This is a genomic window from Kribbella sp. NPDC051587, assembly GCF_044453945.1.
Classification (GTDB): Bacteria; Actinomycetota; Actinomycetes; order Propionibacteriales; family Kribbellaceae; genus Kribbella.
This window is the reverse complement of record NZ_JBITDE010000004.1, coordinates 1-21,879: the sequence shown is the minus strand read 5'-3', so window position 1 is coordinate 21,879 and position 21,879 is coordinate 1. Positions and strand designations below refer to the sequence as shown.

The following is a 21,879-nucleotide window of genomic DNA, read 5'->3' as shown; positions in this document are numbered from 1 at the left end:
AGGTCTGCGCAGGCCCGCCCGCCCCGGCGCCGATGCATGCGGAAACGTGATTGCTCGGGAGGGCACCATGCGGGCGACACGACCGGCGGCGGTGGGTTTGCTGACGGCGGTGCTGCTGGCGACGACAGGTGTGGAGACGTCCGCCTATCAGGTGCCGGTGGAGCCGTTCAGCCAAGGTGATTCGGCTACTGCGACGATGCCGGGCTCCGGACTGCGGCAGACGATCACTGTGACCGGCAAGACCGAGCTGCTCGACGAGAGCACCGCAGGGATCCGGGGGACCGGCCCGACGACGTACAGCCCGCCGATCGCGCGGACCACGCCAGCGCAGGACCTGCTCGTCAACACCGGCGACTGCGCGGCGATCGGGAGTTGTGGTGACCGCGGGACGGTGACGATCGCCTTCAGCCGGCCGGTGCGCAACCCGGTGCTCCACCTGGCCGGCCTGGGTGGTGCGGTTACCGAGACCGTCAACGGCAAGCCGACAGCGCAGGCCGAGCTGCACTCCGTGCTCCGACTGACCACCGCGGGCGTCAGTCTGAGCAAGGCGGGTCAGGGCAACAACCTGACGGTCACCAGCGACACCATCACCGCGACGAACCACGACGCCGGTCCGAACTGCATCAACAACAAGACCGGGACCGGTCCAGACGCCGGTGCGACTGCGGCCTGCGGTTCGGTGCGCGTGAACGGCGTCGTGACCACCATCCGCTTCGGTGTGACGGCGTACTTCACCAAGCACACCACGCTGCCCGCCTTCAACACCACCTCCTCGGGTGACGCGTTCTCGGTGCTGGCCTCGGCAGGTGAGGACTTCGGTGACGCACCGGCGACGTACGGCGCGGCCTGGTCGGTGCTGAGCGACGTACGGCTCGGCAAGGACGCGACTGAGGACAACAGCACTGTTGCGAACGCGACGACCGGTCCGACAACACCTGATGCGGCTGACGACGGCGTGATGTTCCCACCGCTGCGGACGAACGCCACGTCGTACAGCATCGACGCCAAGCTGACCGGCGCGTCCAAGCCGGGCAAGGTGTGCGCGTGGATCGATCTGGATCGTGACGGTGCGTTCGACGCCACTGAGCGAGCATGCGGTGACTTCGCTGTCGGGCAGGCGAGTGTGAAGCTCACCTGGCCCAAGGTCAGCAAGCTGTCGGCTGGGACTACCTATGCGCGTCTCCGGATCGGGTACGACGATGTGAAGCCGACTGGTGCTTCCGACGCCGGTGAGGTCGAGGACTACGCGCTGCAGATCACCCCGCCGCCTCCTCCGGTCCTGCACGACGACACTGCGACCACCGCGTTCAACACCAATGCGACCGTCAAGGTGCTCAGCAACGACCAGCCCGGTGACCCGGCCGCACCGCTTGAGCCGAGCTCGCTCTGTCTGTTGGGCGACGACAAGTGCGGCGTACTGCTCAGCGTGGTCGGACAGGCCAAGTACGTCGCCAAGTCCGACGGCACCGTCGCAGTTGAGCCAGTGCCCGGTTTCGTCGGGGTCGGCAAGCCAGTCAGCTACCGCGTGGCTGACAGCAACGGCATCACCGCCACAGCCAAGCTCACACTCACCGTTGCCCTTCCGGACGCACCAGTCGCGACACCCGACACCGCGAAGACCCCGCAGAACGTCAGCATCGCGCTCCGGCCGCTGGCCAACGACAAGGCGGCCGATGGGGTGACGCTGGTACCGGGGTCGGTCGTGCTGCGTGACCCGGCCGACGCTGCGTTCAAGAAGACCGTGGTGATCCCGGGCGAGGGTCAGTACACCGCGAAACCGACCGGTGCGGTCGACTTCGTACCGGTCCGGCAATTCACCGGGGTCGGCACGTCTCTCGGGTACCGCGTCACCGATACGACCGCTCAGACCGCTGAATCGACTCTGACGGTCACAGTGACCGCGGTGCAGCCGGTGGCCAACGGGGACTCGGTGTCCACCGCGTTCGACACCGACACCGTCGTACCGGTGCTGGACAACGACCTGCCTGGTTCGCCGGATGCACCTCTCGACCCAGAGACCCTGAAGCTGGTCGATCCGGTCAAGCACACGCTCGTCGACACGGTGAAGATCGCCAACCAGGGCACGTACCTGGTGGCCGGCGGCAAGGTCGCGTTCCAGCCGGTGCACGGCTTCCACGGAGTCGGTACGGCGCTCACCTACCAGGTGCTCGACAAGAACGGCACTGCAGCGCGAGCCGAGTTCACGGTGGCAGTCGACGCACCCGGGCCGCCCGTGGCGAACCCCGACACGATCACTTCACTCCAGGGGAGTTCAGTGATCGTCGCAGTCCTCGACAACGACAAGCCCGGCCCCACAGGCGCCGTACTGCGGCCGGAGACGCTCCGGCTCGTCCCACCGACCCGCGGTGAGCCGGTGACCACACTGGTCGTGCCCGGTCAGGGCAAGTACACGGCGCGGCCGGACGGCAAGGTGCTGTTCGAACCGGTCCCCTCTTTCAGCGGTACGGCGACCCCGGTCAGCTACCAGGTTGCCGATGCCAACGGTGCGATCGGCCGAGCGGATCTGACCATGCGCGTGACCAAGGTCCAGCCTGACGCATCGGATGACACCGCAGCAACGCCGTACGACACGATCGCTACGGTCCGGGTCCTGTCGAACGACGCCGCTGGTGACCCGGCGGTCCCGCTGGTACCCAGCAGCGTGCGGGTGCTCGACCCGAAGACGCAGGAGCCGAAGACCACAGTGGTCGTCGACGGTGAGGCGACGTACACGGTGACGCCGACCGGCGAGATCACGGTCGACCCGCTGCCGTCGTACGTGGGAGTGACCGCACCACTCAGCTACCGCGTCGCAGACGTCAACGGTACGACGGCCACCGCGCAGCTGACCGTGACTGTGGCCAAGCCGCCTCTGCCGACAGCGAAGCCGGACACTGCGACGAGCAAGCAGAACGTTCCGTTCGTCGTGAACCCGCTCGCGAATGACACGGCGGGGCAGGGGACCGGGCTCGATCCGCTCAGTCTCGCGGTGCTCGATCCGGCGGACGGGTCGATGAAGAAACTCGTCAAGGTGCCGGGGCAGGCGTCGTACCAGGTGAATCCGGACGGCACGATCACGGTTGATCCGTTGCCCGGGTTCACCGGTGCGGCGACCGCGCTGACCTATCGGGTGCTGGACTGGTTCGACCAGGTGACGCGCTCGACGATCGCGGTGACGGTCACGCCGATCACCCCGGTCGCGGCCGATGACATCGCGCGGACGCCGTTCGGCAAACCGATCACGGTCAAGGTGCTCGCGAACGACAAGCCGGGTGATCCGAGTGCGCCGCTGCTGCCGACGAGTCTGCTGCTCACCGATCCGGCCGATGGGTTGCTCAAGGCAACGGTCAGCATCGGGAACGAGGGCGTGTACACGGCGGCCGGGGGAGCGGTCCGGTTCGATCCGGGCGCGACGTTCCGCGGGCCGGGGACGCCGTTGATCTATCAGGTCGGCGACAACAACGGCACGCTGACGACGGCCAAGCTGACGATCACGGTCGGCCTCCCGCCGGTTGCCGTGGCGGACCGCGCCTCGACGCTGCAGGACGTCACGGTCACCGTCAACGTGCTGTCCAACGACAGCCCCGGCACTGATGCGAAGCTCGACCCGTCAACCGTTGAGCTGCTGGGTCCGGACTCCCGGGTGAAGGGTCTCTCCGATTACGGGAAGACCGTCACCGTTGCCAAGCAGGGCACCTACACCGTGCAGCCGACCGGGTTCGTGGTCTTCGATCCGCTACCGACCTTCCATGGTCCGGCCACCGCGATCACCTATCGCGTCGCCGACTCCAACGGCACGTTCGGTACGTCGACGCTGACGATGACGGTCACTCCGATCTGGCCGGTCGCGCTGGACGATTCCGCGATCACTCCGTTCAACCAGCCGATCACGGTCGACGTACTGGCCAACGACAAGCCAGGTGATCTTTCCGCGCCGCTGGTTCCGGCTTCGGTGTTGTTGAAGACAGCGGACGGGTTCGGGAAGACGTTCACGCAGGCGGGCGAAGGCACGTATGCGGTGACGGCCGACGGGTCGATCACGTTCACGCCGGTGAAGAACTTCCAGGGGGTGACCACGCCGGCGACGTACCGGATCGCTGACGACAACGGGACCACCGTCGAGGGTCTGCTGTTCCTGACGGTCGGCAAGGGGCCGGAGGCGGTCGCGGATGTGGCGACGACGAAGCAGAACGTCACGCTTGCCGTGGAGCCGCTCGACAACGACAAGCCGGGGACCGGCGCCGAGCTCGAGAAGGGCTCGGTCGAGGTGTACTCGGTGACGACGCGCAGTTGGGTGCGCATCGCGGCCCTGCCTGGTCAGGGCATCGTGACGGTCAACCAGACGACCGGACGGGTCGTGGTGGATCCGGTCCCGGCGTTCCGCGGGGTGCTGTCGATCGCGTATCGGGTCAAGGACTCGAGCGGGAACCTCGCGACCTCGACGATGACCATCACGGTGACCCCGGTGGTGCCGGTCGTGGCCGATGACGAGGCCACGACGCCGTACGACTTTGTGCTGACCGTGCCCGTCCTGGCGAACGACAAGCCAGGCGACCCGTCGGCGCCGCTGGGCGCGGTGCAGCTGATCGATCCGGCCTCTGGTGAGGTGGTTGCGGGGTTGGAGGTTGAGGGGCAGGGGCTGTTCACCGTGCAGCCGTCGGGTGGAGTGCGGTTCGCTCCGTCTGGTGGCTTTGTCGGTACGACGGTGCCGGTCGGCTACCAGGTGGCCGATAGCAACGGCACTCTCGGTACGGCGACACTGTCCGTCTCGGTCCAGGCCCGTCCGGTGGCGAACCCGGATCAGGCCCGCACGAAGCAGCACCTTCCAGTGGTGATCGATCCGATCGCGAACGACGTACCGGGGCCGGGCGCGACCCTCGACCCGGACACGCTGCTGCTCATCGGTCCGGACGCAGCACTGGTCAAACAGGTCACCGTGGTCGGGCAGGGCGAGTACGTCGTTGCTGACGGCAAGGTGACCTTCACTCCGGAGCCGCGCTTCACCGGGAGCACGCGGCCGGTCGCGTACGAGGTGAAGGACAGCAACCAGAACCGGGCCCGCGCCACGCTTGCTGTGACCGTCACGCCGGTCCTGCCGGTGGTGCATGACGACAGCGCCCGGACAGCCTTCGGTACGGCGGTCCGCGTCGACGTGCTGAGCAACGACCGGCCCGGTGACTCGTCAGCGCCGCTGAACCCGGCGAGCGTCGTACTGCGTGATCCGGGCGATGGGAAGGACAAGAAGACCGTCACCGTGACAGACGAGGGCGTGTTCGCTGTCGGCGCGGACGGGGTGATCACGTTCACCTCGGTCAAGGACTTCATCGGCTCAACCAGGTCACTGGCCTACCGCGTCACCGACGCGAACGGTACGACGGGTAGTGCGCTGCTGGACGTCACCGTCGACGCACCCCGCCCAGCCCAAGCCACTGCGGACAGCGCAACCGGCTCACCTGGGGGAGCGGTCGCCGTCAACCCATCCCTGAACGACAGCGGCACCGCAACGCCCATCTGCCTCCGCGTAGACGCAGCCACCTGCACCCGTACGGCGACCACCCCCGCCGGCACGTGGACCGTCACCCCCAACGGCACCATCCGCCTCACCCCAGCCCACGGCTTCACCGGCACCGCCAAACTCACCTACGAACGCCCAGCCGCCGCCGGCGCACCCCCGGTAGCAGCCCCCGTCCGCTTCACCATCGCCGCCGCCACAACCCCCACCACCCGATCCGTCGACACCACCCAACTCCCCGAAACCGGCGGCCCCCCACCCATCGTCCTAACCCTCGGCTCCCTCCTCACCGCCCTAGGCGCCACCCTCGTAGCCCTAGCCCGCTCCCGCCGCTAACCACCCGAGCCGGCCACCCGCGCCCCGCCGCTAACCACCTGAGCCCGCGCCCCGCGCTCCCGCCGCTAACCACCTGAGCCGGCGAACCGCGCCCCGCCGCTAACCAACTGAGCCGGCGACCCGCGCTCCCGCCGCTAACCACCTGAGCCGGCGAACCGCGCTCCCGCCGCTAACCAACTGAGCCGGCGACCCGCGCTCCCGCCGCTAACCACCTGAGCCGGCGAACCGCGCTCCCGCCGCTAACCACCTGAGCCGGCGAACCGCGCTCCCGCCGCTAATCACCTGAGCCGGCGAACGCCGCCGGCCAGCCGCCCCGGCGAACCGCATTCCCGCGGCCGGCCAGACGTACCGACGAACGGGTAGTACTCGCCCGACCGACCACCCGCCCCGCCTGCCAATCCGCCCCAACGCCGAATCCCGACACCCACTACCCGTCCTCAGGTACACACCCCACCCAACCCGCCGTCCCGACCCGGGCATCACCCCAAAGGCGGCCTGACTCCCCAAACCGGTTTGGGGAGCGCGTGTCGGTCCCCGCAGCGATGTGGGGAGGATCCACCCCCCGAATGGGTCCGGGATCCGCCCCAGTCCTGGTCGCCGCCGGGGGGCATCCTCCCCAAACCGGTTTGGGGAGTGCGTGGCGGTCCCCGCAGCGATGTGGGGCGGATTCACCCCCCGAATGGGTCCGGGATCCGCCCCAGTCCTGCTCGCCGCGGGCGCGCATCCTCCCCAAACCGGTTTGGGGAGTGCGCCTTCGTGGGGGAGGGGATCAGCGGAGGTCTGCTGCGTTGAGCGGCAGTGGATTACCGCAAACCGGCGCCGATCGCGGTCGGTGCTGTTGACGTCTGGAAGACGACCTCACAGGTCGCGGACGAGCATGACCTCGTCGCGGTAGTCGTCCGGGGTGATGCGGATGGCGCGGGGGTGGCGGCCGACGATGCGGTAGCCGAGGGGTTCGTAGAAGCGCTCCAGGCCTTGGCCGTCACGAATGGTGAGTTGGAGCTGCTCCAGGCCCAGGTCAGTGGCTGAGCCGCGGAGTCCCTCCATGAGGATGCGGCCAGCACCTGTGCCCTGGTGACTCGGGTGGACGATCACACGCATGACGGTGCGCCAGTGGTGATGCAGCGCGCCGCTGTTGTCCACGAGCAGCCCCATGCCGACGTACCGGGCACCGTCGTGCAGTACGCCGAGCAGGTCGGTACCGGCGGCGACCCGGCCGAGCGCTGTGTCGAGCGTCTGCGCGACCAGCTCCACCGGAGCGGGTGGAGTGAACCCGACCGCACCACCCGCATCGGTCGCCGCGACCCACGTGTCCAGCAGATCAGCCCGCAACCCCGGATCGAGCGTTTCGTCCGGCTCCACCACCACGTACTTCACGACACCTCCAAGTGCGACACGGTTGCACTTAGTCTAAGGCGTGCCGCGCCGGGACCGTGGTGAGCTTGTCGGGGTTGCGGATCAGGTAGAGCTCGGTGATCAGGTCGCCGGAGGTCTGGATGAACGCGACCGTGTCCGGTTCGTCGCCGAAGTACGCGACGAACGCGATCTCGCCGTTCAGTGCGGCAGGCAACACCTCGAAGCCCGGGTTGGAGCTCATCACCCCGAACAGCCAGCGAGCGATCTTCTCCGGACCGTGGATCGGCCGCAGCGCCGCTGTCTTCTTCCCGCCGCCATCACTGATCAGCACGGCGTCCGGTGCCAGCAGCGCGACCACCTGAGCGAAGTCGCCGGTACCCGCCGCCTCCATGAACTGCACGGTCAGCTCGGTGTGCCGCGCCCTGTCGACCTGGTGCCGCGGCTGCCGCGCGTGCACGTGCTCACGCGCGCGATGCGCGAGCTGCCGAACCGCCGCCTCGGACCGGCCCAGCGTTTCGGCAATCTCGTCGTACGGCAGGTCGAAGACCTCGCGCAGTACGAACGTGGCGCGCTCAAGCGGCGAGAGCGTCTCCAGTACGACGAGCATCGCCATACTGACCGAATCCGCCAGCTCCACCGCAGCGGCCGGGTCGTCGGTCGTCAGCGGCACGATCGGCTCCGGCAACCACGGCCCGACGTACTGCTCCCGCCGCGCCTTCTGCTGCCGCAACCGGTTCAGTGCGAGCCGCGTGGTGATCCGGATCAGGTACGCGCGCACATCACGCACCTCCTCGTGCTCCACCCCGGCCCACCGGATCCACGCCTCCTGCACGACGTCCTCCGCGTCGCTGACGCTCCCCACCACCCGGTACGCCGCCCCCACCAGCACCGCCCGGTGTTCATCGAACTCCCGCGCCAGCCGCTCGTCAGTCATTCCACCCACCTCGCACAGTCCGTCGTACCCACTCCGACACGACAGCTCCGCGAATTGTGACATCGGGTCAGAAGAAGATCTTCTGCTGGAGGATGGCCAGTCCGGCGGTGGCGATGATGGCGCCGCCGTAGGCGAGGGTGCCGGCGAGGGCTGGATGGAGGTGGTGGAAGAGGGCGGTCAGGCCCAGGCCGGCGAGCCAGCCGAGCAGGATGCTGGGGAAGAAGATGAACCCGATGAACACCACCGGGTTGCCGAACTTCTCGTTCGGGTCCGGGCGCAGATGCTCGTGCACCCCGAGCGCGATCACCGCGAGCACGCCGAGCGCGGTCCAGCCGAGGTACACCAGATAGCTGTTCTTCATGACACTCAGCCTCCGGTCCGCGACCCCGGTCGCGCCTGAGTGCTTCTACCCGAAGCTCGTGAGTAATCCTTGGATATTTTTCCAGTACATGGCATACTCATTCACATGAGCGTGAAGGTGGCGGTGGCCGGGGCCAGTGGCTACGCGGGGGGCGAGCTGCTGCGGCTGCTGAGTACGCATCCCGCGGTGAAGATCGGCGCACTCACCGCCGGCGGGAACGCCGGTACGGCGCTCGGCGCGCACCACCCGCATCTCGTGCCGCTGGCCGGGCGCATCCTGGTCGAGACCACGGCGGAACAACTCGCCGGTCACGACGTGGTGTTCCTGGCGTTGCCGCACGGACAGTCCGCCGGACTCGCCGAACAACTCGGCGAGGACGTCACCGTGATCGACTGCGGCGCGGACTTCCGGCTGACCGAGGCCGAGGCGTGGGTCGAGTTCTACGGCGGTGAGTATGCAGGCTCGTGGCCGTACGGACTCCCGGAGCTGCCGGGTCAGCGGGACAAGCTCCGCGGTTCGCACCGAGTCGCCGTACCGGGTTGCTACCCGACCGTCTCCAGCCTCGCGCTACTGCCCGCCGTCCAGCGTGGGCTCGTCGACACGGCACAGCTCAACGTGGTCGCCGTCAGTGGCACGTCCGGCGCCGGCAAGGCACCGAAGGCCCACCTGCTCGGTGCAGAGGTGATGGGCTCGGCTTCCGCGTACGGCGTCGGCGGAACGCACCGCCACACCCCGGAGATCGAGCAGAACCTCACCCCGTACGCCGACGGCCCGGTGAACGTCTCCTTCACCCCCGTCCTGGTGCCGATGTCGCGGGGGATCCTCGCGACCTGCAGTGCACCGGTTGCCGAAGGCACTGACCTGGCCACGCTCCGGCAGGCCTACGAGGACGCGTACGGCGACGAGCCGTTCGTGCACCTGCTGCCCGAAGGACAGTGGCCGCAGACACAAGCCACGCTCGGCGCGAACACCGTGCAGTTGCAGGTCACTCTCGACCAGCGTGTCGGCCGCGTGGTTGTGGTCGCCGCGATGGACAACCTCACCAAGGGCACTGCCGGCGGCGCCGTGCAGTGCATGAACCTGGCCCTCGGTCTCGACGAGACCACGGCCCTGCCTCTCGTAGGAGTAGCGCCATGACAACTCCAGCGACCGCTGCCGCTGCGCCTACCGCCACCCAAGTCGATCGGAGCGCCGGAGTGACCGCGCCGGCCGGCTTCCGCGCGGCCGGGGTGATCGCCGGGATCAAGCCCGCCGGAAAGCCTGACCTGACGGTCGTCGTCAACGAGGGACCGTACGACGTCGCCGCCGGTGTCTTCACCACCAACAAGGTGAAGGCCGCACCGGTGCTCTGGTCGCAGCAGGTGCTCAGTGCAGGCAAGCTCAAGGCAGTAGTGCTCAACTCCGGCGGCGCTAACGCGTGTACTGGCCCGGAGGGCTTCCAGGACACGCACAAGACCGCAGAGAAGCTGGCTGAGGTTCTGAGCGTCGGCGCGGCCGAGATCGGCGTCTGCTCGACCGGTCTGATCGGTGAGCGGCTTCCGATGGAGAAGGTGCTCTCCGGTATTGACCAGGCTGTTGCTGCGCTGGCCTACGGGCCGGATGCCGGCCTCGATGCCGCTACGGCTGTCATGACGACCGACAACGTGCCGAAGCAGGCTGCACTGACTCACGCGGGCGGCTGGAGCATCGGCGGGTTCGCCAAGGGCGCCGGGATGTGCGCGCCCAACATGGCCACCATGCTCAGCGTCATCACGACAGACGCCGTACTGGACCAGCCGCACCTCGACCACGCGCTGCGGAACGCGGTCGGCAAGACTTTCAACCGCCTTGACGTCGACGGCGGTACGTCGACCAACGACACTGTCCTGCTGCTCAGCTCGGGTGCCTCCGGCGTGACGGTCAGCCCGGACGAGTTCGAGGCCGCCCTGACCGTGCTCGCGGCAGACCTGGTCAAGCAGTTGCAGGCCGACGCCGAGGGCGTCACCAAGCACGTGAGCATCACCGTGCAGAACGCAGCCACCGAGGCCGAGGCGCTTGCCGCGGCCAAGATCGTGGCCGAGGACAACCTCTGCAAGACCGCCTTCTTCGCCTCCGACCCGAACTGGGGCCGGATCGCGATGGCCGTCGGCAACGCACCCACCGCCTTCGACCCGGCGCTGCTCGACATCACCCTGAACGGCGCCGCGATCTGCATCGCCGGTGGCAAGGGCGTCGACCGCTCCGAGGCCGACATCAGCGGCCTCGAGATCGACGTGGTGATCGACCTGCACGCCGGCCCGGCCTCCGCGACGGTCCTCACCACCGACCTCTCGCACGCCTACGTCGAAGAGAATTCGGCCTACTCCTCATGACTCTGCCTATGCCACGCTCCGCGCGGCCGTCATTCGGCTCAAACTCCAGCTCTTCCCTCGTCACTCCAGTCGCTTCGCTCCCTCCGCTCCTCAGTCCAGATCTGGAGGCCTCATGACGATGACTACACACGCAGCCGCGGTCGAGAAGGCCGCCGTACTGACCGAGGCGTTGCCGTGGCTGAAGGAGTTCCACGGCAAGACGATCGTCGTGAAGTACGGCGGGAACGCGATGGTCGACGACGAGCTGAAGCAGGCGTTCGCCTCCGACATCGTGTTCCTGCGGCACTGCGGTGTCCGGGTCGTCGTGGTCCACGGCGGTGGCCCGCAGATCAGCGACATGCTGAAGCGGCTCGGCATCGACAGCGAGTTCCGCGGCGGTCTACGGGTGACCACGCCCGAGACGATGGACGTGGTCGGCATGGTCCTGGTGGGCAAGGTCGGCCGTGAACTCGTCGGCCTGCTGAACGCGCACGGCCCGTTCGCCGTCGGCATGTCCGGCGAGGACGCGGGTCTGTTCACCGCCGAGCGGCGCGGCGCGATGATCGACGGTGAATCGGTCGACATCGGTCTGGTCGGCGATGTCGTCGACGTTCGCCCGGAGGCCGTGATCGACCTGATCGACGCGGGCCGGATCCCGGTCGTCTCCACGATCGCTCCGGACGAGGACGGCCAGGCGCACAACGTGAACGCCGACACCGCGGCATCCGCTCTGGCGGTCGCACTCGGTGCCTCGAAGCTCGTCGTACTGACTGATGTGGCCGGCCTCTACCGCAACTGGCCGGAGAGCGAGGAGATCATCACCCAGATCGACGCGACCGAGCTCGCTGAGCTGCTGCCGTCGCTCGCCTCCGGGATGGTCCCCAAGATGGAGGCCTGCCTGCGAGCGGTGCAGTCCGGGGTCTCCCGGGCGACCGTGATCGACGGCCGCGTCCCGCACTCGCTGCTGCTGGAAATCTTCACCGACGCCGGAAGTGGAACCCAGGTGATCCCCGCATGACCGAATTGTTGACCGTCGACGGCACCCAGGCCGCGCTGACCGATCGCTACACCGGTGCGTTGATGAACACCTTCGGTGCGCCGAAGCGGGTGCTGATCCGCGGCGAGGGCGCCTACCTGTGGGATGCCGACGGCAAGAAGTACCTCGACCTGCTCGGCGGCCTCGCGGTGAACTGCCTCGGGCACGCGCACCCGTTCGTGGTCTCGGCCGTCACCTCGCAGCTCGCCACCCTCGGCCACGTCTCGAACTTCTTCGCCTCCGCGCCGCAGATCGCGCTGGCCGAGAAACTGCTGGGTCTCTTCGATGCCCCGGGCAAGGTGTTCTTCACGAACTCCGGCACCGAGGCGAACGAGGCCGCGTTCAAGATCACCCGGCGGACCGGCCGGACCAAGATCGTCTCCACGATCGGCGCCTTCCACGGCCGCACCATGGGCGCCCTCGCGGTGACCTGGAAACCGGCGTACCGGGAGGCCTTCGCGCCGCTGCCGGGTGACGTCACCTTCGTCCCGTACGGCGACGCTGACGCGCTGGCGGCCGCGGTGGACGACGAGACGGCGGCGGTCGTGCTCGAACCCATCCAGGGCGAGAACGGCATCGTCGTACCGCCGGATGGTTATCTGCAAGCCGCGCGGCGGATCACGTCCGAGCACGGTGCACTGCTGTGGCTCGACGAGATCCAGACCGGTGTCGGCCGGACGGGCACGTGGTTCGCGTACCAGACCGAGGGCATCACGCCGGACATCGTCACGCTGGCCAAGGGCCTCGGCGCGGGGATCCCGATCGGTGCTTGCGTCGGACTCGGCGCGGCCGCGGAGCTGCTGCAGCCGGGCAACCACGGCAGCACCTTCGGCGGGAACCCGGTCGCGGCGATCGCCGGACTCGCCGTACTGACCGTGATCGAGCGGGACGGACTGCTCGCCCACGTCAATGCCGTCGGCAACCATCTCGCGTCGTCGCTGATCGCGCTCGACCATCCGTTGATCGCAGGGGTCCGCGGTCGGGGGCTGCTGCTCGCGATCGAACTGACCCAGCCGGTGTCGGACCAGGTCGCGGCGCTGGCGCTGGACGCCGGCTTCGTGATCAACAACCCGATTCCGGACGCGCTGCGGCTGGCGCCGCCGTACATCCTGAGCAAGGCTGATGCCGACAGCTTCGTCGCCGCCCTACCGGGGCTGCTGGACCAGGTGGAGGTTCCCTGATGGTGCGGCACTTTCTCCGCGACGACGACCTGTCGCCGGTCGAGCAGGACGAGGTCCTGACACTGGCGCAGCAGCTGACCACGGATCGGTACGGGCACCAGCCGCTGGCCGGGCCGAAGACGGTCGCGGTGATCTTCGACAAGACCTCGACCCGGACGCGGATCTCGTTCGCGGTCGGGATCGCGGAGCTCGGCGGCGCGTCGCTGATCATCGACGCGCAGACCTCGCAGATGGGCCGTGGCGAGCCGATCGCGGACACCGCGCGCATCCTCGACCGGCAGGTCGCCGCGATCGTCTGGCGGACCGCCGGGCAGGAGCGGATCGACGAGATGGCCGGGGCCTCGCAGGTTCCGGTGGTCAACGCGCTGACCGACGAGTTCCACCCTTGCCAGATCCTCGCCGACCTGCTCACCATCCGGCAGCACAAGGGAGCGACCGCCGGCCTGAAGCTGGTGTACCTCGGTGACGGCGCCAACAACATGGCCCACTCGTACCTGCTCGGTGGCGCGACCGCCGGCATGCACGTGGTCATCGCCTCACCCGCGGACTACCAGCCGGACGCGGCGATCCTGGCGCGTGCCGTTGAGATCGCTGGGGAGACCGGTGGCTCGGTCGCGTGGACAGACGACCCGTACGCCGCTATCGACGGGGCCGATGTGATCGCCACCGACACCTGGGTGTCGATGGGGCAGGAGGCCGAGGCCGGGCTGCGCGAAGCGCCGTTCGTACCGTTCGCGGTGACCGAGCAACTGGTGTCGAAGGCCAAGGACGACGCGATCGTGCTGCACTGCCTCCCGGCGTACCGGGGTAAAGAGATCGAGGCCGCGGTCCTCGACGGGCCACAATCGGTGGTGTGGGACGAGGCAGAGAACCGGCTGCACGCGCAGAAGGCGCTGCTGTCGTGGCTGCTGGCTAGGAGCTTCAACGCATGACCATCGCCGTACCGACCACCAAGGCCGCGCGTCAGCAGCGGATCGTCGACCTGCTCGGCCGCCAGCCGGTGCGCTCGCAGACCGAGCTGGCCGACCTGCTGTCCGCCTCCGGGCTGGTGGTCGGCCAGGCCACGCTGTCCCGCGACCTGGTCGAGATCGGAGCGGTCAAGGTCCGCGACTCGTCCGGTCAGCAGGTGTACGCCGTACCGGGTGAAGGCGGTGACCGCACACCGCGAGCTGGTGAGGCGGCGGCCTTCGAGGCGCGGCTGGCGCGCGTCGCGTCCGAGCTGCTGGTCTCGGCCGAGGGCAGCGCCAACCTGGTCATCCTGCGAACCCCGCCGGGAGCGGCTCAGTACCTCGCGTCGGCGATCGACCACGTGGGACTGGACGACGTTCTCGGCACCATCGCCGGCGACGACACCGTCATGATCGTCAGCCGCAACCCCACCGGCGGCCAGGCCCTGGCCGACCGGCTGCTCTCCCTCGCCGCCCGCGAGCCCAGGTAACGCGAACGCTCCCGCCGGTTCGTGCCAACTAAGAGGCGACGGTAGACCGGCGAAGGGGGACACGGGATGGACGACTGGTTCGCAGCACAGGTGGAACGGCACGGACCGGACATCCACGCCTACCTGACCCGCCGTACGGCGGACGGGGTGGCGGACGATCTCCTGGGGGACGTGTGGGTTGCTGCGTACGGCGGCCGGTCCGGCTTCGACCCTGATCTCGGGACGCCGCGGGCGTGGCTTTTCGGCGTCGCCCGGCACGTGCTGCACGGCTACTACCGCAAGCACCGTCTCCGCAGCACCATGGCTCGCGTCATCGGTATCGACCGCCCGGTCGACGAGACAGCTGCCGTAGACGCCCGCCTGGACGCTGCAGCCCTCGCACCGCAGCTCCGCGCCGGGCTGCGCGAACTACCAGCAGCCGAACGCGAACTACTCCTCCTGGTCGCCTGGGAGAACCTGTCCCCGACCGAAGCCGCCCAGGTGCTCGACATCCCGGCAGGAACCGCCCGCTCGCGGCTATACCGCGCCAGACAACGCATGGACGAACGCCTCTCCGGTTCGCCCCAAGTACCGGACGAACCCACCCGACAGGAGGCCGACCGATGAACGACACCAAGCACTGGGACGCCCTGCGCGCCGCTGGCGACGTCCCACCCCCCACCCCCGAAACCCTCACCCAAGCCACCGCCCACCTAGAGCGCGCCGCAGCCCGCGGCACCGGCCGCCGTACCGTGAGGCGTGTTCTCGCACCAGCTCTCGGAGCTGTCGCCACCGCCGCCGCGATAGGCGTCGTAGCGCTGCAGCAGTCCGGCCCGCCCACCGCCGTACCGGTGCTCCCGGCCAGCACGCCGTCCGTCTCCACCACCACCTACCCGCCGAGCAAGCCATTGGGCGACCCGAACAGGTCTGCCTCCTGCGCCTACGCGCTCACGCCGGAACGGTTCGCGAAAGTGCCGGTCGCCTTCGACGGCACCGTCCTCTCCGCCGTGCAGGTGCCCCGGACCCAGCACGCCTGGAACGTGACCTTCCAGGTGAACGAATGGTTCCGGCCGGGCAGCGGTCAGCAGCAGTTCGTCGTGCAGATGTTCATCGGGCCCGGCCATCTCGTGCAGGCGAGCGAGACGCGGGGCTACGAGATCGGCGATCGGCTCCTGATCTCGGCGAGGCCGAGGACCGGGGGCGATGACCCGATGGACCGGCCGTTCGCGGGGACCTGCGACTTCAGCCGGACGTACGACGTACCGACCGCTGCGACCTGGCGGAAGGTTTTCAGTAAGTGACTGAGAGGATGTTGGTGTGAGTTCAGGTGAGAGTGCGGCCCTGTGGGGCGGACGGTTCGCGGGTGGGCCGGCCGACGCGTTGGCGGCGTTGAGCAAGTCGACCCATTTCGACTGGCGACTGGCGCCGTACGACATCGCTGGGTCCAAGGCCCACGCCAAGGTGCTGCACCGAGCGGGGCTGCTGACCGACGCGGACCTGGACGCGATGCTGGCCGGACTGGACGGTCTGCTGGCCGATGTCCTCAGCGGCGCGTTCCTGCCGGCTGAGGACGACGAGGACGTGCACACCGCGCTGGAGCGTGGGCTGCTGGAGCGCCTCGGTGCTGAGCTGGGCGGACGGCTGCGCGCCGGCCGCTCCCGCAACGACCAGGTCGCCACGCTGTTCAAGAGCTACCTGCGCGAGCACGGCCGCATCATCGCCCGCCTGGTCCTGGACCAGGTGAACACGCTGGCCGACCAGGCCGAGAAGCACCTCGGCGTGGCAATGCCCGGCCGCACGCACCTGCAGCACGCTCAGCCGGTCCTGCTCTCGCATCACCTGCTGGCTCACGCCTGGCCGCTCATCCGCGACCTGGACCGGCTCGCCGACTGGGACGCCCGCGTCGCGGCCGACTCGCCGTACGGGTCTGGTGCTCTGGCCGGCAGCTCACTCGGGCTCGACCCGCAGTACGTCGCGACCGAGCTCGGCTTCACCAACTCGTCGGCCAACTCGATCGACGGTACGGCGTCCCGGGACTTCGTCGCGGAGTTCGCGTTCGTCACCGCCCAGATCGGGATCGACCTGTCCCGGCAGGCCGAGGAGGTGATCATCTGGGCGACGAAGGAGTTCGGTTTCGTCGAGCTGGACGACGCGTTCTCGACCGGGTCGAGCATCATGCCGCAGAAGAAGAACCCGGACATCGCCGAGCTCGCCCGGGGCAAGGCAGGCCGGCTGATCGGCAACCTCAGCGGTCTGCTCGCGACACTGAAGGCGCAGCCGCTGGCGTACAACCGCGACCTGCAGGAGGACAAGGAGCCGGTCTTCGACTCCATCGACACCCTCGAGGTGCTGCTGCCTGCGTTCACCGGCATGATCCACACGCTGCGCTTCAACACCGAGCGCCTGGAAGAGCTGGCCCCGCAGGGCTTCTCGCTCGCCACCGACATCGCCGAGTGGCTGGTCCGCCAGCAGGTCCCGTTCCGGGTAGCTCACGAGCTGGCCGGCGCCTGCGTCCAGGCCTGCGAGAAGCGCGGCATCGAGCTGTGGGACCTCACTGACGAGGACCTGGCCGCCATCTCGCCGCTGCTCACTCCGGACGTCCGCACAGTGCTGACCGTCGAAGGCTCGCTCGCCTCCCGCAACACCCGCGGCGGTACGTCGGTCGACCAGGTCACGCACCAGTTGGCCGAGCTGCACGCCCGCGCGGCCCAGTACACCGCCCGCCTCGCCTGATGCATCGCAAGCAGTTGGCGGGGCCTGTCCTCGACGTGGCCCCGCAACTGCTCGGCGCAGTCATCCGGCACACCACGGATGACGGCACGGTCGCGGTCCGCATCACCGAGGTCGAGGCCTACGACGGCCCCAACGACCCCGGCTCACACTCCTACCGCGGCGAGACTCCGCGCAACGCCGTCATGTTCGGCCCGCCCGGCTTCCTCTACGTCTACTTCACCTACGGCATGCACTTCTGCATGAACGTCGTCACCGGCCCAGCCGGCACCCCCTCGGCCGTCCTGCTGCGCGCCGGTGAGGTGATCGAGGGCGTGGACCTGGCTCGCACTCGTCGAGGTGTCAGCAAGGACCGTGACCTCGCACGCGGACCTGCCCGCCTGTGTGTTGCTCTCGGCATCAACCGGGAACAGAACGCGGTCGACCTATTGGCCAAGGACTCTCCGGTCCGTCTCCTCGACGGCCCGGGTTTCGACGGTACGCCGTCGACCGGGCCGCGCGTCGGTCTCCGCGAGGCACCTGATTGGCCGTGGCGGTTCTGGGTCCCCGATGACCCCACAGTTTCGCCGTACCGGCCGCACGTGCCCAAGCGACGTACTAGCGGTTAGCCAGCTCCACCACGTACTCCAGCTGCGGCAGACCGTGCTCCACCTCCGGGTCCGGGAACAGGCCGATGTGGTGCACCCCGGCCGCCTCCAGCGTTGCGATGTGCGCGGCAGCGTCCTCGAGTGTCCCGATGGCGCCGATCGCCGTCCACCAATCGGTCGGCATGCCGACCAGGCCCGCCTCGCCTGATTCGTCGTACAGCTTCTGCAGGTCGTCGTAGAACGGCAGGGTGGTCAGCCCCGGGTTCTTGTCGTTGAGCTGCCATCCCAGCCAGGGCGCGGTCCACTCGTACGCCGTCTTGCGGTCCGCACGGATGCACATCGCCGCGAAGGCAGCGACCACGAAGCCGTCAGGTGATCCGGCGTACTCCAGCGATTGACGCACGTACGGTGCGGTCGCGGGCTCGGCGAGCACGACGCCGCCACCGACCCGGCCGGCGAGGGCCATCGACTTGGGACCGCGGACGCCGAGCAGGATCGGCGGCGGCGTCACCGGGGGAGCGTCAAGCTTCACGTCCTGCAGCTGCACCGTCTTGCCCGCGAAGGTGACGTCCTCCCCAGCCAGGAGCCGAGTGACATTGGTCGTCACCTCGTCAAGCGCAGTCAGCGGCGACTTGGGGCGCACCCCCATCTGCCCCATCCACTCCTGCACGCCGTGCCCGATCCCTGGCAGGAAACGCCCCGGGGCCAACGCCTCCAGAGTGGCGAACTCCATCGCCGTCACCGCTGCGGTCCGCGCCACGGCGGGCACAATCCCGAGCCCGACAGTCAGGCGCTCAGTGGAGGCCAGCGCGGCGGCCACGAGCGACGGGCCGGAGGTATAGAAGCAGTCCTCGATGATCCACAGCTCGTCGGCTCCACCTGCCTCGAGCCGGCGGGCCACATCGGTCACAAGAGCGGCGGGGAACGTCCGGGGGAAGCACATCCCGACAGCAGCAGCGGTCTGAGTCATGCATCGACGGTAGAGGTCCGCACCGACAGTTCGATAAAGGTCTGTCCAGAGGCCAGTTGGGGTGCGCGTAGCGGCCCCGCCTACGGGTAGGTTTCAGGTATGGCCCGTCCGCACTATGCGTCCCGTCTCGAGGACTGGTTCAACATCGGGGTGCAGGCGGTTCTCCGGCGCCGGGGCTGGCGCGAGCGGATCATCCCGCAGGTCGGTTACGGCACCACGGAGTTCGTCCGGGTGCTGGCCCGCGTCGTACTGGGCCGGGACCCGCGCAACCAGCCGCGGTTCGACGAGGACCAGGTGGTGCGCGGTTGGCGAGTCTTCGTGACCGCACCGGCCGTCAAGGTGCCGGTCACCGTGACGGTCAACGGAGAGACGTTCGACGCCGTCACCGATCGCGGTGGCTTCGTCGACCTCACTGTGCCGGTGGTGCTGCCACCTGGCTGGCACGAGATCAACCTGGGCGTGCACGGTGAGCGGCAGGCCAGGGCGAGCATCTTCGTCCCCGATCCGGACGCGACCTTCGGACTGCTCAGCGATATCGACGACACCGTCATCCTGACGATGCTGCCGCGGCCGCTGATCGCCGCCTGGAACACCTTCGTCCGGGAGGAGCAGGCACGGCGCGTGGTTCCCGGGATGGCGGAGATGTACCAGGAGCTGCTGGCCGACCACCCGGGCGCGCCGATCTTCTACCTCTCCACCGGCGCCTGGAACACGGCACCCACGCTGACCCGCTTCCTCGCCCGGCACGGCTACCCGGTCGGCCCGCTCCTGATGACGGACTGGGGACCGACCAACACCGGCTGGTTCCGCAGCGGCCAGGAGCACAAGCGGACCGCACTGCGCCGGCTGGCCCGTGAATTCCCGCATGTGCGCTGGGTGCTCGTCGGCGACGACGGACAGCACGACCCCCAGCTGTACGGCGATTTCGCGCAGACGCACCCGGATCACGTGCGAGCCATCGGCATCCGCCAGCTGACCCCTGCCGAGCAGGTGCTGTCCCACGGTCTGCCGGTGCCGAACCAGGACCCCGGTGCGCACGATCCGCAGCGTCCGACGGCGGCAACGGTGCAGGGGCCTGACGGCCATGCGCTCCGGCCGCAGCTGCGCGACATCCTCACCCGGCAAGAACCCAGTTAGCCCCGACTCCTCGTCGTACAGGACACTTGGGGTGTACCGACGTACTCGAGGAGAACAAGTGACCGACAGCGGGACCGAACGCCGTACCCAGGTGCTTGACGACCTGGAGAGCCGCGGCCTGATCGCGCACTCCACCGATCCGGACGCGCTGCGCAGCGCCATGGCGGAGGGACCGATCACCTCGTATGTCGGCTTCGACCCCACGGCGCCCAGCCTGCACATGGGCAACCTGCTGCAGTTGCTGACGCTGCGCCGGCTCCAGTTGGCCGGTCACAACCCGATCGGTCTGGTCGGCGGCGCCACCGGTCTGATCGGTGACCCCAAAGAGACGTCCGAGCGGGTGCTGAACCCGAAGGACATCGTGGCCCAGTGGGTCGAGAAGGTCCGCGGTCAGGTGGAGAAGTTCATCGACTTCGACGAGTCGCTGCCGAACCCGGCCCGGATGGTCAACAACTACGACTGGACCAAGGACCTCAACACCCTCGACTTCCTGCGTGACATCGGGAAGCACTTCCCGGTGAACCGGATGCTCGGGCGCGAGGTGGTGAAGGCGCGCCTGGAGCAGGGGATCAGCTACACGGAGTTCAGCTACGTGTTGCTGCAGTCGCTGGACTACCTGGAGCTGTACCGCCGCCACGGCTGCACGTTGCAGACCGGTGGCAGTGACCAGTGGGGCAACCTCACCGCCGGCGTGGAACTCATCCGCCGGTCCGATGGCGGCAAGGCGCATGCACTGGCCACGCCACTGGTGACCAAGGCCGACGGAACGAAGTTCGGCAAGACCGAGGGCGGGTCCGTCTGGCTGGACCGTGAGCTCACCTCGCCGTACGCGTTCTACCAGTTCTGGTTCAACAGCGACGACCGTGACGTCATGCAGCTCGTGCGGTACTACACCTTCCGTACGGCGGAGGAGATCGCGGAGCTCGAGTTGGCGACCGCAGAGCGACCGCATGCGCGAGAGGCGCAGCGCGTACTCGCAGAGGACGTCACGACGCTGGTGCACGGTGAGGGGGAGACCCGCGCTGTGCAGGAGGCGTCGAAGGCGCTCTTCGGCCAGGGGGAGCTAGCCGCGTTGGACGGCGAGACCCTGCGCGCAGCTCTGCGTGAAGCACCGCATGTCGAACTAGGCGCCGGCGAACCGATGCCGACGTACGGCGATCTGCTCGTGAAGTCAGGTCTGGTGGCCAGCAAGTCGGCCGCGCGACGGACCGTCGCCGAAGGTGGCGGGTACCTGAACAACGAGAAGGTGAAGGACGCCGAGTACGTCCCTGGCGCGGAGGATCTGCTGCCTGGTGGCGTGCTGGTGCTGCGCCGTGGGAAGCGTTCGTTCGCAGGCGTGCTGCACTCCCACAACTAGGTTGCTGGAGGCAAATTACAGCCGTGTGATTCAGGGCACCGGAAACCGATTTGACCGGCCACCTGCGAGCCACGTAATGTTCTTCTTGTTGGGAGCGAGTGCAGGACGCTGAAGCGGCCGGACCTCCTAACCCCCCAAAGCTAGCGCAGCTGGAACGCGTCTTCGGACTCGGGTCAGCGGCCTCCACGCGGGGAGTGAGTCGGAAAAATCAAGACTTGACTTGGTCGATCCGCTCCGGTAAGGTACTGCAGGTTGCCCCGGAAGCCCTGAACTGCAAGGTTCGGCTGCGGTGTGCGTCCGATTCTTGAGAACTCAACAGCGTGCCGAAAGTCAATGCCGAAATTAAAGCATTAACCCCGTTCACTGGCATTGGACATTCTTCAGGCCCGGTCCATTCGGATTTGGGTGTGGGTTGTCTATGTTCGGTGACGGATTCCTTTGAATGTAATTTCTGGATTCAGTCAGTTTGATTGTCTCTGATGTTCAAAGGATCAACCGATGTTGTTGACTATCCGGTGCCTCACTTGTGGGGTTCTGGTTTGTCTATATTTTTCAACGGAGAGTTTGATCCTGGCTCAGGACGAACGCTGGCGGCGTGCTTAACACATGCAAGTCGAGCGGTAAGGCCCCTTCGG

Annotated in this window: 17 protein-coding genes and 1 rRNA gene; 14 read left to right on the top strand and 4 right to left on the bottom strand. The window is 68.2% G+C overall.

The window, feature by feature from the left end:
• The first annotated feature begins 67 nt into the window (after nt 1-67).
• Nucleotides 68-5,848 carry an Ig-like domain-containing protein gene (locus ACIA49_RS15750; RefSeq protein WP_396377867.1) on the top strand — a complete coding sequence of 1,927 codons (5,781 nt, stop codon included), beginning with the start codon at nt 68-70 and terminating at the stop codon, nt 5,846-5,848.
• An 858-nt stretch (nt 5,849-6,706) separates the two neighbouring features.
• Here the strand turns inward: ACIA49_RS15750 and ACIA49_RS15745 are convergent.
• The 3 genes from ACIA49_RS15745 to ACIA49_RS15735 form a co-directional block, all read right to left on the bottom strand.
• Nucleotides 6,707-7,225, bottom strand: a complete 519-nt coding sequence (locus tag ACIA49_RS15745; protein WP_396377866.1) for a GNAT family N-acetyltransferase — start codon at nt 7,223-7,225, stop codon at nt 6,707-6,709.
• Nucleotides 7,226-7,253: 28 nt separating this feature from the next.
• Entirely contained in the window at nt 7,254-8,138 is an 885-nt protein-coding gene (locus ACIA49_RS15740; RefSeq protein WP_396377865.1) for an RNA polymerase sigma-70 factor, read from the bottom strand.
• 67 nt (nt 8,139-8,205) lie between these two features.
• Nucleotides 8,206-8,499, bottom strand: coding sequence for a hypothetical protein (locus tag ACIA49_RS15735; RefSeq protein WP_396377864.1), 294 nt, complete (start codon nt 8,497-8,499; stop codon nt 8,206-8,208).
• A 105-nt stretch (nt 8,500-8,604) separates the two neighbouring features.
• On the opposite strand from ACIA49_RS15735, the gene argC reads away from it, so the two are divergent.
• The 10 genes from argC (at nt 8,605) to ACIA49_RS15685 (ending at nt 17,801) form a co-directional block, all read left to right on the top strand.
• Complete coding sequence (gene argC, locus ACIA49_RS15730) at nt 8,605-9,636, top strand: N-acetyl-gamma-glutamyl-phosphate reductase (protein WP_396377863.1); 1,032 nt, start codon at nt 8,605-8,607, stop codon at nt 9,634-9,636.
• Complete coding sequence (gene argJ / locus ACIA49_RS15725; protein WP_396377862.1) at nt 9,633-10,850, top strand: bifunctional glutamate N-acetyltransferase/amino-acid acetyltransferase ArgJ; 1,218 nt, start codon at nt 9,633-9,635, stop codon at nt 10,848-10,850. The genes argC and argJ overlap by 4 nt, the downstream gene beginning before the upstream one ends.
• A gap of 118 nt (nt 10,851-10,968) precedes the next feature.
• On the top strand, nt 10,969-11,847 hold the full coding sequence (gene argB, locus ACIA49_RS15720; RefSeq protein WP_396378550.1) for an acetylglutamate kinase: 879 nt from the start codon (nt 10,969-10,971) through the stop codon (nt 11,845-11,847).
• Nucleotides 11,844-13,046: an acetylornithine transaminase gene (locus ACIA49_RS15715; RefSeq protein ID WP_396377861.1), complete on the top strand. Its 1,203-nt coding sequence runs from the start codon at nt 11,844-11,846 to the stop codon at nt 13,044-13,046. Before argB ends, ACIA49_RS15715 begins: the two co-directional genes overlap by 4 nt.
• The gene (gene argF, locus ACIA49_RS15710) at nt 13,046-13,978 is read left to right on the top strand and encodes an ornithine carbamoyltransferase (RefSeq protein ID WP_396377860.1); all 933 of its coding nucleotides are present in this window, start codon (nt 13,046-13,048) and stop codon (nt 13,976-13,978) included. The genes ACIA49_RS15715 and argF overlap by 1 nt, the downstream gene beginning before the upstream one ends.
• The gene (locus ACIA49_RS15705; protein ID WP_391547078.1) at nt 13,975-14,484 is read left to right on the top strand and encodes an arginine repressor; all 510 of its coding nucleotides are present in this window, start codon (nt 13,975-13,977) and stop codon (nt 14,482-14,484) included. Before argF ends, ACIA49_RS15705 begins: the two co-directional genes overlap by 4 nt.
• 66 nt (nt 14,485-14,550) lie before the next feature.
• Nucleotides 14,551-15,090 (top strand): RNA polymerase sigma factor, encoded by a 540-nt coding sequence (locus ACIA49_RS15700; protein ID WP_396377859.1) that lies wholly within the window; start codon nt 14,551-14,553, stop codon nt 15,088-15,090.
• Nucleotides 15,087-15,764, top strand: a complete 678-nt coding sequence (locus ACIA49_RS15695; protein WP_396377858.1) for a hypothetical protein — start codon at nt 15,087-15,089, stop codon at nt 15,762-15,764. Before ACIA49_RS15700 ends, ACIA49_RS15695 begins: the two co-directional genes overlap by 4 nt.
• Nucleotides 15,765-15,780: 16 nt before the next feature.
• On the top strand, nt 15,781-17,196 hold the full coding sequence (gene argH, locus ACIA49_RS15690; RefSeq protein ID WP_396377857.1) for an argininosuccinate lyase: 1,416 nt from the start codon (nt 15,781-15,783) through the stop codon (nt 17,194-17,196).
• A complete protein-coding gene (locus ACIA49_RS15685; RefSeq protein ID WP_396377856.1) occupies nt 17,196-17,801 on the top strand; it encodes a DNA-3-methyladenine glycosylase in 606 nt (201 codons plus the stop codon). Before argH ends, ACIA49_RS15685 begins: the two co-directional genes overlap by 1 nt.
• On the opposite strand, the gene ACIA49_RS15680 is transcribed toward ACIA49_RS15685, so the two are convergent.
• Nucleotides 17,791-18,750, bottom strand: a complete 960-nt coding sequence (locus ACIA49_RS15680) for an LLM class flavin-dependent oxidoreductase (protein ID WP_396377855.1) — start codon at nt 18,748-18,750, stop codon at nt 17,791-17,793. The genes ACIA49_RS15685 and ACIA49_RS15680 overlap by 11 nt on opposite strands.
• Nucleotides 18,751-18,849: 99 nt before the next feature.
• On the opposite strand from ACIA49_RS15680, the gene ACIA49_RS15675 reads away from it, so the two are divergent.
• The 3 genes from ACIA49_RS15675 to ACIA49_RS15665 all read left to right on the top strand — a co-directional run.
• Nucleotides 18,850-19,887 carry an App1 family protein gene (locus ACIA49_RS15675; RefSeq protein ID WP_396377854.1) on the top strand — a complete coding sequence of 346 codons (1,038 nt, stop codon included), beginning with the start codon at nt 18,850-18,852 and terminating at the stop codon, nt 19,885-19,887.
• Between the two features lie 58 nt (nt 19,888-19,945).
• Nucleotides 19,946-21,244, top strand: a complete 1,299-nt coding sequence (gene tyrS, locus ACIA49_RS15670) for a tyrosine--tRNA ligase (protein WP_396377853.1) — start codon at nt 19,946-19,948, stop codon at nt 21,242-21,244.
• A 552-nt stretch (nt 21,245-21,796) separates the two neighbouring features.
• A 16S ribosomal RNA gene (locus ACIA49_RS15665) occupies nt 21,797-21,879 on the top strand; the annotation flags it as partial.